Raw genomic sequence first — 1,435 nt, forward strand, 5'->3', positions numbered from 1 at the left:
TGACTCCCAACGCGTGGCAGTTTCACTTCGATTTGAAATTTGTGTTTACGGTGCAATGGTTTAGCTTGGGTGTTACAGCGTTGTCGCACCTTAATTGGGCGTTAGTTTACAAGAGTAGAAAAAGGGTTTTATTCCGAGAGCTTGTCCGGTTATTGTGATTTGCACCTGTAGGTTTGCTAATCACAGGAACTTTCCGGTGGCACTATATGGGAAGCGTTCGCGGTGAGGTAGTCACTTACTGGCTCTATCTTTTTCGTGATAATTCTTTGGCGCGGCTTCTTTTTCTTGGTGGCTATATTGCTCATAAAATGGTTTGTCGCACTTGGTTGTCAGACTGGTCGAACGAATCCTTTGTCAGTTTGAGTGGTTTCAATCTTGGTTGTTTAGCGCATGTCGCTTCTTAGCCAAGTTCGTTTTGTTGGTTGGGTTTTAGTTTCGTAGTTTTCAGTTTTACTTCTACGTCCAAAGCCAGTAGTTTTGTAACTAATTCAGCATCTTGGCGCTAAACTTTGGCTTCATCATGTAGGTAAACTAACAAGGCATTTAAGACAGATTCGCAACACTCGGCGTTTTCACTTCAAGTTATGTCTTCGTGGGTTTCAAAATTTGAATCAGAATTTAGTATCTCCCCCTTGGGAGATGGTGAACCTTACGTTCTAATCGAGGGTGAATGTAAGTATTTGCAGTCTTTAGGAAGTACAGATCTTGTTTTAAAAGTACCTAGTACCGAACTAGGAGTTTATAGTGAATTTAATGAGGTCGCGTTTTTAGTGAATCAATGGATCAAAATTCAGGATTCATTAGAGATGGTTTTCAATTTAATCTCTGGTAATAGCACTCGATCGCTTGAGATTTTGGCTTACCTTAGAAGAAATCTCATTTCTAGCTACGAATTTGCGACTTACTTGTTTGTTCATCGAAGAGTTGTACTTGTGAATCGTTTTACAGATGCTAAAAGCAATCCAAGTACGCGATATTCACAATTGAATAAAATCAAGGAGTTGGTATCAGACCTTGAGTATCCATGCCATTATTTAATCGTTGGGGAACGCCCAAAAACAACTATTGAGAAGTGGTCAAATGTATTGGAAGTAGGTGTCGTTTATCATACTAGTGGTGTAGTTTTAAACAACTATAGCAACGAATATTATGAAACTTGGTATGCGTTGAACGATCAAGCATGTAAGGATAAAACGCCTAATTTTTCTTTAAGAAACTTTCAAAGGTTGTAAATATAACAAAACATTCAAGAGTGATTCCCAACGCTTGGCATTTTTCATTCCATCGTTGGGTTTTGTGATTACGGTGGTATGGTTTAGTTTCGTGGTAGCGTTGCTCACATATATGGTCTCCCCCGGTTTTGCAAGTCAGTAGCATAATTAAAAGCGCAGGTTAACTTCCATATATACGGCCTGTTTAAGCGGCTATTGCCTTG

The 1,435-nt window shown here is 39.4% G+C and carries 1 protein-coding gene; it reads left to right on the plus strand.

What is annotated here, in order from left to right:
* Positions 1 to 680 precede the first annotated feature (680 nt).
* A complete protein-coding gene (locus F0249_RS19985) occupies positions 681 to 1,232 on the plus strand; it encodes a hypothetical protein (RefSeq protein WP_171757644.1) in 552 nt (183 codons plus the stop codon).
* The last annotated feature ends 203 nt before the right edge of the window (positions 1,233 to 1,435 follow it).

The organism is Vibrio sp. 03-59-1 (assembly GCF_013114135.1).
Taxonomy (GTDB): domain Bacteria; phylum Pseudomonadota; class Gammaproteobacteria; order Enterobacterales; family Vibrionaceae; genus Vibrio; species Vibrio cortegadensis.